The following is a 14505-nucleotide window of genomic DNA, read 5'->3' as shown; positions in this document are numbered from 1 at the left end:
TATTTCATGGAGATAACAGTGGAGTAATCGACAGACTGCGACTGCTTTTGGCTCGCCTAAAATCCGCAACTGTTTTATTAGTTTAGGCTCGCCAAAACCATATGGCCGACGAGCAACCGAAGTCGGATGCACCGACCCGACGGAAGTGCCTGAAGTACGGGAGTGCAGTCGTCACTGCTGGGCTCCTGGCTGGCTGTAGTAGTAACGACACGGGGTCGACCGAGACGCCGGAGTCGGAAACGGCGACCAGAACCGAGACAGCGACGGCGGAGAACACCGAGACAGAGACGGAGACGAGCGACGACGGGTCATACTCGGTCTCGATGGAACCGGTCGGGACCGTCGAGTTCGAGTCCGTCCCGGAGACGTGGGCGACCTACTGCCAGGGCTACGCCGACATGGGCATCGCGCTCGGGAAGTCCGACGGCCTGTTGAGCGTCGGCTACAAGCCCCGCCTCCACACCCACTGGTACGACGAACTGGACGGTGTCTCCGTCGACAAGGAGAGCCTCCAGCAGCTCTACCAGGGCGGCATCGACAAGGAGCTGTTCTACTCGATGGGGGCCGACGTCCACGTCATCGACCCCAACTGGCTGATGAACAACTTCAAGGGGTGGGAACAGTCCGACATCGACGAGCTCACCGAGAACGTCGCCCCGTTCCTCGGGAACCTCATCTTCCGCCAGACCGACCAGTGGCACGACGACTACCGCTACTACACGATGTACGAGGCCTTCGAGAAGGTCGCCGAACTGTTCCAGGAGCAGGAACGCTACCAGGCCTTCAGGTCGTTCCACGACGAGTACGTCCGCGGTCGCGTGGCCGAGAAGCTCCCCGCCGAGGGCGAGGGCGCATCCATCGGCCTCGTCTACGCCGCCGGGGACGAACCCGAGAAGTTCTCCCCGTACCGGCTCGATACCGGCGGGACGAGCATCAAGCACCTGCGTGACCTGCACGTGACGGACGCGTTCGTGGGCACGGACGTCGAGGGGATCAGCTCGACGAACCGGACGAAGATCGACTACGAGACGCTGCTCGAGGTCGACCCCGAGTACCTGCTCGTCAAGGGCCACGAGACCAAGACCGCCGAGGAGTTCCAGGACACGGTCGTCGAGTACCTGCGGAACCACGACATCGGCAGCAACCTCAGCGCCGTCCAGAACGACCGGGTCTTCCGGGGCGGCCCGACCTACCAGGGCCCCATCCACAACCTCTTCCTGGTCGAGCGCACCGCGAAGGACCTCTACCCCGACAGGTTCTCGGGCGAACTGTTCGACCGCGACCGCGTTGCGGACATCATCAACGGAGACTTCTGAGCATGAGCGACGACGACACCAACACGACGGACGCACCGACGCGACGTGACTACATCAAGTACGGCAGCGCAGTGGTCGGTGGTGGCCTGCTCGCCGGCTGTGCAGGTCAGTCCGGCTCCGAAACCGAGTCGACCACGACAGGGACAGGGACGGCGACAGATGGGACCTCGGCTGGAACAGACACCGACGTGGACACGACAACAGCCGACGACGGGTCCTACTCGGTCTCGATGGCCCCGATGGGGGAGGTCGAGTTCGAGTCCGTCCCCCAGGACGTGTTCACGATACTCGGCCATCACGCGGACATGTTGCTTGCGCTGGGCCACAGCGACGCCATCAACGCGATGCACGCCCCCGGGTACCACGAGTCGCTGTACCGGAAGTTCCTCACCCACCTCGACGGGGTCTCGGTCGACTGGGAGGGCCTGTACTCCTCGTGGCCGCCGCCGAAGGAGAAACTGTACGACCTCGACAGCGACGTCCACATCGCCGACCCGGCGAAGGTCGCGACCGCCGAGGGCTGGGACGACGGCGATATCACGGAAATCCGGGAGAACGTCGGTCCGTGGTTCGGGAACACCTTCAGTGGCACACACAAGGAACCGCCCGCCGGCTGGGGCGACCAGTACGAGTACTACACGCTCTGGGAGATCTTCGGCAACGTCGCGCGGGTCTTCCGTGAACGAGAGCGCTACGGGGCGCTCTCGGCCATCCACGACTCGATGCTCCAGACCATCGAGGCGAAGCGCCCGCCGGAGAGCGAGCGCCCGAGCGCGGCGCTGGTGCTGTTCTCCACGTCCGACGAGAAGGCGTGGGGATACAAGATGAACCATCCGGGCTACTACGCCGCCCACACCCGGCCGATGGGCGTCACCGACGCGCTGGGCGAGGCGGTCGGCGAGGGGTACGGCGAGGACGGTCGGAACATCCAGCTCGACTACGAACTCCTCCTGGAGGCGGACCCGGACGTGCTGCTCGTACTCGGTCCGATGACGGCGTACCACGACCTCGGCGAGATCCGGACGAAGCTCGAGGAGGACGAGATCGCCAGCGAGGTCACCGCCGTGAAGGAGGGCAACGTCTACGCCCAGGGCGCCCGTCGACAGGGGCCGATACTCACCCTGTTCCAGACCGAGATGACCGCGAAGCAGCTCTATCCCGACCAGTTCGGGGAGTGGCCGGGCTACGTCGACGGCGAGCCGTACCCGGAGATTCCAGCGGAGGAACAGCTGTTCGACCGCGACCGCGTCGCGGACATCGTCAACGGGGAGGTCTGAGCCATGTCGACCCAGACACCACAGGACGTTGTCGTGGTCGGCGGCGGCGTGGCCGGCCTCTCGGCTGCCGTCTTCACGGCCCGCCACGGGTTCGACACGCTCGTGCTCGACGCCGGTGCGTCGATCCTCCGGCGCAACGCCCACCTGGAGAACGTCCCGGGCTTCCCCGCGGGCGTCAACGGCCGCCAGTTCCTCGACCTCCTCGGCGAACAGGCCGACGAGGCAGGGGCGACGCGTCACGAGGCGGTCGTGACGCGGGTCCAGCGAGCCGACGATGGCGACGGGTTCGTCGTCGAGACCGACGGAGACGACCGGTACCACACCCGGCACGTCGTCGCCGCGACGAAGAACGAGACCAGCTACCTCGCCGACCTCGACGGCGTCGGCCTCATCGACCGCGGGAAGGCGTTCGTCGACACGGACGAACGCGGGCGGACCGGTGTCGACGGGCTGTACGCCGCCGGTCGGCTCGCCGAGAAACCGCACCAGGTCGCCGTCTGTGCCGGCCACGGGGCCGAGGTCGGGGTCGCCATCCTCGAGGACGACGACCAGCCGTTCTACCACGACTGGGTCACGCCAGAGGGGTACTTCACCGACCGCGGGCGCGACCTCCCGCCGGGCTGTGAGGAGATCGATACCGAGGAACGACAGCGGCGTGAACAGCAGTCTCTGGCGCGGATGCGCGAGCGGTTCGCCGAGCCACACCCCGCCGAACAGGTCACGCACCCCAGTCTCGAAGAGGACTGACGGGACGACCACTGCAGCGTTCGACCAGTCACATGCCACCCAGACCGTACACCCACGACGCACTCGACAGGGTCCGGAGCGAGCAGGAGGCCGTCGAGGCGAAGCTCGACGCCATCGACCGGTTCATCGCTCGTGTCGAGGACTGCCCGGCAACCCCTGCCTCTCCCGGACCGGTGAGTGCCACGGCTGGCGTCGGAAGCGTCCCACAGGCGGGGAACGCGACGGAGGACGGGTGTCAGGTCGTCCGCCGTGCCTTCGCCGAGACGATTCGCCCCCACAGTCTGGACGACGTCGAGGCGGCGGAGTCGCTCCACGAGACCATCGGTGTCGAGCTGTCCGAGGCCATCGCCACCGCGCTCGCCCCTGCCACGGACACGACGTTCTCCCCGACGCTCAAACAGGCGGTCCTCTCCGAGGCGAGGTCCAGACGAGCCGAGACCGAGGCGATGCGCCGCGCACTCGACCGCGAGCGTGACCGGGTCGACGCCGCCTGTGACACCGTCGAATCGATAGCCGGGTGGATAGCCACGGCCGACGAGACGCCCCTCACGGCCCTCGGGTTCGAGGGGCTGCAGCAGCGGCACGACCAGCTCGCGAAACGCCGCGACCGGTGCCAGCGCCTCGCCGAGCAGCGCCAGTCGTTCCTCGATGGCAGAACGACCAACGGGCCGGAGGCCGGCGTGAGCCACCGTCCGCTCCTCACCTACATCTACCAGGACTTCCCGGTCGACCATCCGGTACTCGCCACGGTCGCCAGCCTCGACGACACCTGTGCCGAATGCCAGCGAGCTGTTCGGCGACACATGGTCCGGCAGGTCTGACACCCGACTGCCGGTATTCCGAAACATCTCTCCCCGTGTGCGACGGTGTCACCGCACATCGGTTTAGGCGTTCCTAAAAATCGAAAGTGGTTTTTACCTTTAGGTTTGCCTAAACGATATGCGCGACGCTGAAGAGAGTTCGACGTCGACCACACGACGAGCGTATCTCAAGTACGGAAGTGCTGTCGTCGGCGGGGGTCTGCTCGCCGGCTGCCTCGGCGGGTCCGGGTCCGACTCGACCGAGACGACCAGCGGGACCGACACCGCGGGCGACGCGACCGATACCGCGACCGCGACCGAAGGCGGCGACGGGAAGGAGACCGAGACCGGCTCGAAGTCCTACACCGTGGAGATGGCGCCCGTCGGCGAGGTGACCTTCGACTCGCCGCCCGAGTCGGTCACCCACTACTTCCCCGACTACGGCGACATGTCGGTCGCTCTCGGCCACGGCGACTCCATCCTCTCGATGGGGCTCCCGTCGCGGTTCCACACCAGCCACTACGACGAACTCGACGGCGTGAGCGTCGACACGGACGCCATCACCAAGCTCAACGGTGACAGCGGCATCGACAAGGAGATCTTCTACGAGCTGGACGGCGACCTCCACCTCATCGACCCGAAGTGGCTGGTCAACAACTCCTTCTTCGGCCTGAAGGAGGCCGACGTCGAGGAACTCGAGAAGAACGTCGCCCCCTTCATCGGGAACACCATCTTCCGGCGCACCGACGGCTGGCACGACTACCGCTACTACTCGCTGTACGAGGCGTTCGAGAAGGTCGCACAGGTCCACCAGGAGGAGGAGAAGTTCGCGGCGCTCAAGGAGTTCCACGACGAGTTCATCGCGTCGGTGCAGGCCGACCTCCCGTCCGCCGACAACCGGCCGAACGCACTGTTGACCTTCGCCGCCGGCGACGAACCCGAGAAGTTCTATCCCTACCGCGTGAGCGACCAGGGCACGAACAAGAAGCAGTTCCACGACCTCGGCATCACCGACGCGCTCGCCGGCACCGGCATCGAGGGGCTCTCGACGACCGACCGCGGCCAGATCGACTACGAGACGATGCTGGAGGTCGACCCCGACTCCATCCTCGTGCGCGGGCACGAGGGCAAGAGCCGGCAGGAGTTCGTCGACACCGTGCTGTCCTTCATGAAGGAACACAGCGTCGCGTCCGAACTCACCGCGGTCCAGAACGACATGGTGTTCCGCGGCGGCCCCATCTACGCCGGCCCGCTCCACAACCTGTTCCTGACGGAACGGTACGCCACGCTGTACTTCTCGGACACCTACTCCGGGGAGCTGTTCGACCGCCAGAAGCTCTCCGACATCGTCACCGGGGACGACTGAGCGAACCAGTCCCACTCCCGTCCACCCGTCAGCAGCTCGGCCCCTCGTTCTCTCGTTCTCGCGACCGCAGGACCAGCGTCGACTGGCCCGCGCTAGCACGCCGATACCGAATACTATTATCGGGTGGCACCAGACGCGGGCAGTAGGGACAATCCAATGGGTGACGAGGACACACGACAACCGACGACAGCCGACGACCTCGTCGCACACCTCGAGGCAGGGGACCACGCGGCGGCCGTCGACTGTCTCGCGCGCATCGAGGCCGACGAACCGAAGACGCGCAAGGACGCCCTGCGGCGGCTCGACTCGCTCGCGCAGGACCAGCCGTCGCAGGTCTCGTCGGTCCTCCCCGCACTCGCTCCCTTCCTGACCGACGAGGACCGGGCGGTCCGATTGACGACCGCGAAACTGTTCGTCTCGGTCGCCGAGTCGGTGCCTGGCGACGTCCTCCCGCTCGTGTCCGACCTGGGTGACCGACTGAGCGACGAGGACGAGTTCTACTACGTGCGAGCACGCGCTGCCGAGGCGCTGGGCTACGTCGCCGTCGAGTTCCCCGACGAGGTCGCCTCCCCGGAGCTACTCGCCGACCTGCGCGTCGGCCTCGCGTTCGAGGAGGAGACGGAGGTCAGAGAGAAACTGGCGAAGTCGCTCGAACACGTCGCACTGGGTGACCCGGCGCGACTCCGCCATCTCGTCTCGCGACTGGTCGAACACCTCGACGACGAGAGCGACCTCGTCCGGTACCACCTGACGACCGGCCTGGTCGTCGTCGGCTGTGCCTCGCCGGCGGCACTGGCGGACGTGCAGGACGCGCTCGCCGACCGGCTCGACGACGAGAACCCACAGGTCAGGGGACGAGCCGCGGAGGCGCTCGGCCTCCTCGCACGGAGCGATGCGGTCGAGTCGGCGCTCCCCGACGGGGTCCCAGGCCTCACCGACGACGAGGACGGGTTCGTCGCAGACCGGGCGCGCTTCGCCACCGGTGACCTGGAGAACTCGAACGACGCAGGCGGGAACGCTTCGCCCGGGACGCTCGAATCGGTCCGCGAGACGACGGCCGACGCGGTCGAAGCGGTGAGGACGCCCGCCGACGCTGACGAGTGTCCGGGATGCGGGCTCACCCTTCCCGACGACGACGTCCCGTTCTGTCCGCGGTGTGGGGCGCCGCACTGACCCGGACTGGGTCGAGAGAGAATAGAACCGGAACCGCGTCCGACGGCCGACGTCTTGTTCACCACTCGCCGCTCAGAACGGCGGGCTGTAGTCCTCGTACTCGTCCATGTCCTCCATCTCGTCGGTCTTCGAGGGCATCACCGCGGCGCGGGGGCCGCCCGAGCGGACGACCTCGACCTCCTCGAGCCCCTCCACGCTCTCGGGGAGCCGGCGCTCGATGGCCTTCATCGTCATCGGCGCGATGCCACAGCCGGAGCAGGCACCGCCGATGGCGACGGTCGCGCGACCGGACGCCTCGTCCACGTCGCGGATCTCGAAGGAGCCGCCGTGTTGCTGGATCTGGGGGACGTTGTTGCTCAGGTAGTTCCGCGTCTGCCGTTCGAGTCCTTCTGCGCTCATTGCAAGTGGTGCTTGGCCCACTAGTATCATAAATCTGTGGGATTTGGGGTGCCTAAAAATTGTATCTAGAAGCGCCAGAGGGCCAGAATTCTGTCAGCTGGCGGGACTAGTTCTATCAGACATTCATTTTTCGCACCGCCTAAAACTCGACCCCTCAGTCACTGGACACTGACAATGTCTTCGAACGTGCACGACGAATCCACTCTGTTTCGGTCGGTTTCCCGGAAGTTGTGTATCGACGTGATACGAACGATAGCACCCCGCCGATATTTAGGCCGGCCTAAAAGTCGAAAGTACTATCAATCTTTAGGCGAGCCTAAATCCTATGTCCGACGAGACGAACGACGTAGACCGACCCACGCGACGGGACTACCTCCGGTACGGTGGTGCCGTCGTCGGCGGGAGCCTGCTCGCAGGCTGTACAGGCGACAGCGACTCGACCGCGACCACCGACCAGACACGGGCCGGCGCCGGAACGGCGACCGAGACGACCGCCCCCGAGACCGAGGCGACCACGACCGAGGACACCAGCTACACCGCGTCCATCTCCCCGGTCGGCGAGGTGACGTTCGACGAGGTCCCGACGAACGTGATGGCGTACAGTCCGCAGTACGCGGACATGCTCGTGGCGCTCGGCCACGCCGACAGCCTGAACTCGCTCGGGTTCCCGGAGTCCTACGGGAAGGGCCTCGGCTACTTCCTCGACGCCTTCGACGGGGTCAGCATCGATACGGGTGGTCTGACGAAGCTCTTCAGCAACAGTTCGTTCGACAAGGAGATTCTCTACGAACTCGACAGCGACGTCCACCTGATGGACCCGGCGTGGCTCTCGAATTTCGACAACTGGTCGAAGACGGACACCGAGGAGATCCGGAACCAGATCGGCCCGTGGTTCGCCAACCGGTACAGCCGCGAACACACGCAACCGCCCGAGGGATGGCGAGACGGATACCGGTACTACACCATCTGGGAGATCACCGAACGGGTCGCAGACGTGTTCCAGGAGCGAGAGCGGTTCGAGGCGCTCAAAGCCGAGTACGAGACGCTCTACGGGCACATCCGGGCGAACCTGCCGCCGAAGAACGAGCGACCGACGGTCGGGCTCGTGGCGTTCTGGGAGGGGAAGTTCTACCCCTACAAGATAAGCGGTCCCGGGTTCGGGAAGGCGCACACCCGGCCGATGGGTGCCCGCGACGCCTTCGCGGACAGCGACCGCACCTACGACGAGAACTACGACGCGGCGTACGACTACGAGGGGATGCTGGAGGTCGACCCGGACGTCATCCTGCACAACTTCGCGGTGACGCCGTTCTACGACTGGACGAAGATCACGAAGGCGGTCTCCGAGGACCCAATCGGGCAGGAGTTGAGCGCGGTCAAGAACGACCGCTTCTACGCCTCTGGCCAGTCCTTCCAGGGCCCGCTCCAGAACCTCCTGCAGCTGGAGATGACCGCGAAGCAGCTCTACCCCGACCAGTTCGGCGAGTGGCCGCGGTTCGAGGAGGGGCAGTCCTATCCGGCCCTTCCCGAAGACGAGCAGCTGTTCGACCACCAGCGCGTCGCAGACATCGTCACCGGCGACCTCTGAGATGAGCGACGCCGAACCGAACAGCCAGGGCGAGAGTCGACACCCGAGCGAAGCCGAGACCGCCCCCGGGAAGGATGCGGCCGACGGGGCCGGAATGAGAGCCCGGTCGTGGACCATCGCGGCCAGGTTCCGGGCGCCCGAGGACTACGACATCCCGCCGCTGCCGGACTGGGTCGCGACTCGGACCGACGAGAATGGCCTCGCACTCGCCACGAGCGAGGCTGCCGAACCGTTCATCTCTGCCGACGACCCGATGCGCGTCAGGCGATAACCGGGGCGTCAACCCACCCCTGCTTCTCTCGAATTCTACCGTGGGGTCCGCCGTGCCGTCTCGACGACCGCCGCCGACGCGTCGACCGTGACCTCGAGCGTCTCGTCACCGGCCGCGACGGGGACGAGGTACCGGGGTGGGTCGGTCGACCGGACCCGCACCCCGTCGTCGTCGAGGCAGAAGTCGAAGGTCCAGAAGCGCCGTTCGTCGGCGTGGATACCGTGGTCACCGAGGAAGGCGACGACCGAGGGGTCGGCCAGGAGTCGGAGCCCGATGGTGGACCCGACCGTGGCCCCGCAATCGTGGCAGGTGCTCTTCGCGGCGTAGTCGAGGTACCAGTCGAGGTCCGCCTCGACCCGGGTGTCCATCCGGCCGCTGCAGTGCGGGCAGACGCCGCGGTGGGCGAGGGTGAAGTCACGCCAGAGGCGCTGGGAGTAGGCGTCGAGGAACGCGTCCGGGTCCCGGGTCGCCCGGCCGCGAGGTGGGAAGTAGCCGTAATGGACCAGGGTCTCGCAGGCGGGACACGCCAGTTCGAGGTCGCCATCTTCGTATCGTGCCCGCAGTTCGGTATCGCACCGGGGACAGTCGGCCCCGGCGGGCTGGTCGATGGGCGCGGGTGCGGGGCCGAAGCGCTCGTCGAGGACGAGGTCGACGGCCTTCGCGCCGGAGGGCGTGAGGTGGTAGGCGTCGTCGGTCTTCGCGACGAACTGGTCGACGAGCTTGTCGAGGTGGTAGTTGAACCGGCCGCTGTCCGCGAAGCCGGCCGCCTCCTGGAGGGTCGCGAACCCGAGCGGGTCGGACTGCCAGAGCGCGAGGAGGATGTCGATGCGTGCCTCGTCGGCGAGTGCGCCGAGGGCAGCGGCAGCATCTTCCCGGTTCACGTCTCCCGTGCGCTCGTCCATACCCGGCGTTGTGCGAGCAGGCTACTGAACCTGTCCTTCCGACGGGGGCGAGCGAGCACCGGGTCCAGCGACACCTGAAGATTTCTTCATCCGGACTGCCTCGTGATGGGTGACTCCCGTAGCAGTACGGACGAGTCGAGCAGCCGCGTATCGGCCGTGAGATCACGGTTCTGACCGAGAGACGCATAAGACGCCTGTTCCGGACCTCCGACTCGGTCGCGCCACTCGCTCCCCGCCGACAGAAGGAACCTTCTGCCGAGGTTTATTGCTGGCCCCGCGATAGGTCGGGACGAACTATGACTGTCTCGCTCGGTATCATCGGAACCGGCGGCTTCGGCTCGTACTTCGGTCGTCAGCTGAAAGCGGTCGACGACGCCGACATCGTGTCGATCGCGGACGTGAGCGACGAGAACCGGACGAGGGCCGGCGAGGAACTCGGCGTGCCCGACGCGAACCGATACGTCGACTACGAACTGATGCTGGCCGACGCGCCCCTCGACGGCGTCGTCATCTCCACACCGCATACCCTCCACTACGAGATGATAACCGCGGCGATGGACGAAGGGCTGCACGTGATGTGCGAGAAGCCACTCACGACCGACCTCGAACAGGCTCGCGACCTTGTCGAGCGCGCAGACGCGAGCGACACGCTGTTGATGGTCGGCTACCAGCGCCATCTCAGTCCGGCGTTCCTGCTCGCGAAGGAGCGCCTCGAAGCCATCGAACCGACGTTCATCACCGCCGAGATCACCCAGAACTGGCTCACCGACACTGCCGAGACGTGGCGCCAGGACCCCGCCCTCAGCGGCGGCGGCCAGCTCTACGACACCGGGAGCCACCTCGTGGACGCGGTGCTGTGGACGACCGGATTGACTCCCCAGTCGGTCAGCGCCAGCATGGTCTTCGTGGACGAGGCCGAGCGCGTGGACGTCCAGGCCGTCCTGAACGTCGAGTTCGAGAACGGCGGCGTGGCCAGCCTCTCCGTCTCGGGTGACGCGCCCCGGGTCAGCGAACACATCCGGGTCTGGGGCGAGGGCGGTGGCGTCCGCGTCGACGGGACCGACTGGGACGACCGCGAGGTCTCGTTCGTCGACCCAGACGGGACCGAGGTGTACCCGTCCGAGGAGGGCATCGAGGACCGCAACCGCGCCGAGGCGTTCGTCGACGCCATCGTCCACGACGAGGAACCGCCGGCGACCCCCCGCGACGCGCTCGCGGTGACCGCGCTCACGGAGGCCGCCTACGAGTCCGCGAAGACCGGTGAGACGGTCGAGATAGACCTCGGCGGACTGGTCTGAGCCAGGATTGCATGCGGTCGGCCGCGTCACGACCCCCGGACACCGGGCGGATACGGCCTTCCAGAAGATTTCTTCACAACCGTGGCCGCAACCGGACGGGTGTCGACCACCGAGTGCGCGGCTGAGTGAGTCGACGACCGCGGGAGAACCAGCGACTCGCACCGGGAGCCGATTGCTCCGTTGGATTTCCGGTGGCCGAGCGCGAACGGGCAGGCGGGCCGGAACACTGAAACTTCCTTCTGCGGAGAGTTAACACCCTCTCCCGCGTGGCTGCCTACACGATGCACCACCCCGGACCCCCCCGATTCACGACGGTCGGCGAGCCGGTCGAGCTCGCGCCGCGAGACCCCGACCCGGACGCCGAGTACGCGTGGTCGCTGCAGGACCGACCCGACGAGAGCACAGCCACCCTCGATGCCGGGCCGGTCCTCGACTTCGAGCCGGACGCCCCCGGCACGTACCGCGTCTCGCTCGACGCCCCCGACGGCAGCCACGACCTCACGGTCCGTGCCTTCCCGGACGACCGCAAGTCGACACGACTCGAGTACCCACTCGACGAGTTCCCGCGTGACGCCGACGACCTCGACGACGTCTCTGTCATCGGCATCTTCAACGAGCACGTCCTCGGCGAGGACCAGCCGACGGTCGAGGACGGCATGGTCGGCATCGAGAAGCGCCTCTCGCCCGGGGTCCACCGGTTCGGGTTCACCGCGCCCGGCTCGTTCTGGGTCCCGGGTGGCAACGTCCAGGTCCCCGGACCGGGCCGGCCGAAACTCCGGCTCGAGGCCACCGTCGAGGACGAGGAGGTCGTCGTCGACGCCGACGCCACCGCTGCCCCCGGCAGCAGTTTCGCCGACAGCGACCTGACCGTCGAGTTCTACGTCGACGACCGGGACGGCCTCGACGCGGACGCGCTCGATTCGGTCGGCCAGTCCGCGAGGGTCCCCCGGGACGCACTCGGTGACCGCGCCCGGATCCACGCCGTCGCGGTCGGCGAGCGCCACAGCGTGCCCGACGTGGTCGACATCGAGCCGGCCGACGAGGCCGCCGAAGCCGACGACGACAGTGCGGTCGCGGTCGACCACCCGAACGACCCCCCGGAATGGCTCGCCGATGCGACCATCTACGAGATATTCGTCCGGTCGTTCGCCGGAGAGCGCCCGCCGACCACCTTCGAGGAGCTCGAACGCCGGCTCCCCTACATCGAGTCCCTCGGCGTCGACTGCATCTGGCTCACGCCGGTTCTCCAGAGCCCGACGAAGCACGGCTACCACATCACGAACTTCTTCGAGCTGGCCGACGACCTCGGCACCCGCGAGGAGTTCGAGGCCTTCGTCGACGCGGCCCACGACCGCGGGATGACGGTCATGTTCGACCTCGTCATCAACCACTCCGACCGCGAGCACCCCTTCTTCCAGATGAGCGCTGCCGACGTGCCCGAGTACCGCGACTGGTACGTCTGGGAGGAACGCGCCGACGCCTTCACGCCGAACGAGGAGCCGAGTCCGCGCTCGCGCGGCCCCGGCGAGTCCGACAAGCGCGCGAAGCGCTACTTCAACTGGCAGCGCATCCCGAACTTCAACTTCGAGTCCCTCGCGGTCCGGTCGCACCTGCTCGACGTGGTCGACGAATGGGCCGAGGTCGTCGACGGGTTCCGGTGTGACGTGGCCTGGGGCGTCCCCCACGGCTTCTGGAAGGAGACGCGCGAACGCGTCGCGGCGGACCACCCCGACTTCGGCTGGCTCGACGAGACCATCCCGCACGACCCGGACTACCACGACCAGGAGTTCGACGCGCACTACGACACCAGCCTCTACTACGCCCTGCGCGACATCGGCACCGGCGACGCGCCGGCGACGGCCATCCTCGACGCTCTCGACGACATCGAGCACGCGGGCTTCCCGGACACCTCGGTCCACATGCGCTACGTCGAGAACCACGACGAGGACCGCTACATCGACGAGTGCGGCGAGGCCGAACTCCGGGCCGCCGCGGCGACGACGTTCACCCTCCCCGGCGCCCCGATGATCTACGCCGGGCAGGAGCGCGGCATGACCGAGTACCGCGGCCCGATGGCCTGGCACGACGGCGACACCCGGCTGACGAACTTCCACCGTCGACTCAGCCGGGCCCGCGACGAGCACGCCGTCCTCCGCGAGGGAAGGGTCGAGCGCGTCGACTTCGTCGCCGACTCCGAGGACGCGGTCGCGTTCGCCCGCGACGACGGCGAGGACCGGGTGCTCGTCGCGCTTCACTTCGGCGAGGGAGCCGCGAGCGTGACGATGGGCGAGTCGGTCGACGACACCGACCTCGTCACCGGCGAGGATGTCGACACGACCCCCGTCAGCGACGGGGTCGAGGTGACCGTCGACGACGTGCTGGTGCTGCGAGTCGACTGAGAAGGCGACCGGTACCCGGTCGCTCGGTTCGGCTCAGGGCCTGCTGACCGACACGCCCCCGTCGCGCCGACGCGTGACCGAGAACAGCGCATCCGGCGTCTCGACGAGCACGCCTTCGCCGCCCCCCTTCTTCCTGTTCTGCCTGATGACGTTCTCGCAGACCGCGTTCCCGTTCCGGGTCGGCGTCGAGTGCTTGGAGTGCCCGACGACCTGCTTCGAGGAGTCCACCGGCATGTGGGCGAAGTCCATCCAGAGGAGGCCGGCGTCGGGCCCGCGCCCCATCGAGCCTTCGAGGCCGAAGACGGTGGGGTAGCGCTCCGGAATCTCCTCTTGCACCTCGATGTACTCGCCCGCGTCGATGGCCTCGCGGAGGTCCCTCGCGGCGTTCTGGACCTCCCGGTTTGCCGCCCTCGCGTCGACCGAATCGCGGGACCCGGCGTGGCTGTAGGTGTACTCGTGCCCCTCGAAGGCCGCACCGACCAGCCCAGTCTCCACCCAGTCCAGGAAGCGCTCCCGGGACCCGTCGGTGAGGCGGCCGCTGTAGGTACTCGGCCAGTAGAGCACCGCCGGGAGCATGACGGCCATCTCGTGGTTGCCGAGGTGGAACCGGACGCGACCCCGGGGCGCCTCGTCCAGCAGGCGCAACACGAGTTCCAGCGTCTCCTCGTTGTGGTCGCCGCGGTCGACCATGTCCCCGTTGAACACGAGGACGTAGTCGTTGTCCGCCCAGTGGAGCGTCCCGTCCTCCTCCTGGGTGACGACCGGGTCGAACCGGTCCGACTCGCCCACCGCGGTCAGGGCGCTGCGCGCCTCGTGCAGGTAACCGTGGATGTCGCTGATGCTGACGATGGGCGTCCGCCAGTGGTCCGGGATGCTGTCGTCGAGCGGGCTCCAGCGGTCGAGGTCGACCGTGGCGTCGGGCAGGACTGCCGGGGGATGGTCGTCGTCGGAGCGGAGGCGCATGCGTAT

Annotated in this window: 13 protein-coding genes; 10 read left to right on the top strand and 3 right to left on the bottom strand. The window is 67.2% G+C overall.

Translation table 11 applies throughout. From position 1 onward, the window contains the following. Window positions 1-101: 101 nt before the first annotated feature. From NOV86_RS18605 to NOV86_RS18580, 6 genes are all read left to right on the top strand, one after another. The gene (locus tag NOV86_RS18605; RefSeq protein WP_267643276.1) at window positions 102-1316 is read left to right on the top strand and encodes an ABC transporter substrate-binding protein; all 1215 of its coding nucleotides are present in this window, start codon (window positions 102-104) and stop codon (window positions 1314-1316) included. 2 nt (window positions 1317-1318) lie between these two features. Beyond that, window positions 1319-2593 (top strand): ABC transporter substrate-binding protein, encoded by a 1275-nt coding sequence (locus tag NOV86_RS18600; protein ID WP_267643275.1) that lies wholly within the window; start codon window positions 1319-1321, stop codon window positions 2591-2593. 3 nt (window positions 2594-2596) lie between these two features. Next, window positions 2597-3340, top strand: a complete 744-nt coding sequence (locus NOV86_RS18595) for an FAD-dependent oxidoreductase (protein WP_267643273.1) — start codon at window positions 2597-2599, stop codon at window positions 3338-3340. A 32-nt stretch (window positions 3341-3372) separates the two neighbouring features. Continuing rightward, window positions 3373-4161: a DUF7260 family protein gene (locus NOV86_RS18590; protein WP_267643272.1), complete on the top strand. Its 789-nt coding sequence runs from the start codon at window positions 3373-3375 to the stop codon at window positions 4159-4161. Between the two features lie 118 nt (window positions 4162-4279). Continuing rightward, window positions 4280-5506: an ABC transporter substrate-binding protein gene (locus tag NOV86_RS18585; protein ID WP_267643271.1), complete on the top strand. Its 1227-nt coding sequence runs from the start codon at window positions 4280-4282 to the stop codon at window positions 5504-5506. Window positions 5507-5662: 156 nt separating this feature from the next. Next, window positions 5663-6679: a HEAT repeat domain-containing protein gene (locus NOV86_RS18580; RefSeq protein ID WP_267643270.1), complete on the top strand. Its 1017-nt coding sequence runs from the start codon at window positions 5663-5665 to the stop codon at window positions 6677-6679. Window positions 6680-6751: 72 nt separating this feature from the next. Here the strand turns inward: NOV86_RS18580 and NOV86_RS18575 are convergent, their stop codons facing one another. Further along, on the bottom strand, window positions 6752-7078 hold the full coding sequence (locus tag NOV86_RS18575; protein WP_267643269.1) for a NifU family protein: 327 nt from the start codon (window positions 7076-7078) through the stop codon (window positions 6752-6754). 325 nt (window positions 7079-7403) lie between these two features. On the opposite strand from NOV86_RS18575, the gene NOV86_RS18570 reads away from it, so the two are divergent. Further along, window positions 7404-8666, top strand: a complete 1263-nt coding sequence (locus tag NOV86_RS18570; protein WP_267643267.1) for an ABC transporter substrate-binding protein — start codon at window positions 7404-7406, stop codon at window positions 8664-8666. Window position 8667: 1 nt separating this feature from the next. Next, window positions 8668-8937 carry a hypothetical protein gene (locus tag NOV86_RS18565; protein WP_267643266.1) on the top strand — a complete coding sequence of 90 codons (270 nt, stop codon included), beginning with the start codon at window positions 8668-8670 and terminating at the stop codon, window positions 8935-8937. A 35-nt stretch (window positions 8938-8972) separates the two neighbouring features. Here the strand turns inward: NOV86_RS18565 and NOV86_RS18560 are convergent, their stop codons facing one another. Beyond that, entirely contained in the window at window positions 8973-9839 is an 867-nt protein-coding gene (locus NOV86_RS18560; RefSeq protein ID WP_267643265.1) for a DUF7351 domain-containing protein, read from the bottom strand. Window positions 9840-10135: 296 nt separating this feature from the next. Here NOV86_RS18560 and NOV86_RS18555 point away from each other — a divergent pair, with 296 nt between their 5' ends. Beyond that, a complete protein-coding gene (locus NOV86_RS18555; protein WP_267643264.1) occupies window positions 10136-11137 on the top strand; it encodes a Gfo/Idh/MocA family protein in 1002 nt (333 codons plus the stop codon). A gap of 281 nt (window positions 11138-11418) precedes the next feature. Continuing rightward, complete coding sequence (locus NOV86_RS18545; RefSeq protein ID WP_303647884.1) at window positions 11419-13536, top strand: alpha-amylase family glycosyl hydrolase; 2118 nt, start codon at window positions 11419-11421, stop codon at window positions 13534-13536. 33 nt (window positions 13537-13569) lie between these two features. Here NOV86_RS18545 and NOV86_RS18540 read toward each other — a convergent pair whose 3' ends face one another. Continuing rightward, window positions 13570-14499 (bottom strand): metallophosphoesterase, encoded by a 930-nt coding sequence (locus NOV86_RS18540; RefSeq protein WP_267643262.1) that lies wholly within the window; start codon window positions 14497-14499, stop codon window positions 13570-13572. Window positions 14500-14505: the final 6 nt, after the last annotated feature.

It is taken from the genome of Haloarchaeobius amylolyticus (genome assembly GCF_026616195.1).
GTDB lineage: Archaea > Halobacteriota > Halobacteria > Halobacteriales > Natrialbaceae > Haloarchaeobius > Haloarchaeobius amylolyticus.
The sequence above is the reverse complement of the archived record's forward strand: the minus strand, read 5'-3'. Positions and strand labels throughout refer to the sequence as shown.